The following is a 780-nucleotide window of genomic DNA, read 5'->3' on the forward strand; positions in this document are numbered from 1 at the left end:
ACAGCTGCGCGGTCAGATCCGCCGGATCGATGTTGGCGACGAACCGGGCGTCCGGGCCGTCGGCGTAGTGCCGCAACGCCCGCGCCACCATCGCCGGGCCCAGATCCGAGCCGCCGATCCCGATGTTCACCACCGTGGTGATCGTTTCCCCGGTGGCGCCGCGCCAGGTGCCGCAGCGGACCTTCTCGGCGAAGCCGGCCATCGCGTCGAGCACGGCGTGCACCTCGGGGACCACGTCGGCGCCGTCCACGGTCAGCGTCGCCGACCGCGGCAGCCGCAGCGCGGTGTGCAGCACCGCCCGATCCTCGGTGCTGTTGATGCGCTCCCCGGCGAGCATCGCATCGCGGCGGGACTCGAGCGCACACGCCCGGGCCAGATCCAGCAGCAACCCGACCGTGGTGTCGGTGATCCGATGCTTGCTGAAATCGATGTACCACTCGCCCGCGGTCACCGACAACCGCTGCGCCCGACCCGGATCCGCCGCGAACAACCCCCGCAGATCCACCGCCTCGAGTTCGCCGCGATGGGCGGCCAGCGCCCGCCACGGGGCCGTGCCGGTGAGTGTAGTTGCGGCCGTGCTCATTCGGATTTCCCTTCCTCAGGCCAGCGCGCGCAGGCGGGGAGCGAGATCCTTCTCGAACAACTCCAGGAACCGCCGCTGATCGTGCCCCGGCGCGTGGAACACCAGATGGTTCAGCCCGGCGTCGACATACGCCGCGACCTGCTCGACCGCCTCGTCCGGATCCGACGCCACGATCCACCGCTTGGCCACCTGCTCGA

General features: G+C 70.8%; 1 protein-coding gene and 1 pseudogene. Both read right to left on the reverse strand.

Going from position 1 to position 780, the window contains the following annotated elements; genetic code table 11:
- A pseudogene (locus tag G6038_RS30805) lies at positions 1 to 583 on the reverse strand (glucose-6-phosphate isomerase); the annotation flags it as partial.
- A 15-nt stretch (positions 584 to 598) separates the two neighbouring features.
- The coding region (locus tag G6038_RS30810) for a F420-dependent glucose-6-phosphate dehydrogenase (protein WP_165042711.1) at positions 599 to 780 on the reverse strand (182 nt) is incomplete at its 5' end.

The sequence above is a fragment of the Rhodococcus sp. 14C212 genome (assembly GCF_011058195.1).
Classification (GTDB): domain Bacteria; phylum Actinomycetota; class Actinomycetes; order Mycobacteriales; family Mycobacteriaceae; genus Rhodococcus; species Rhodococcus aetherivorans.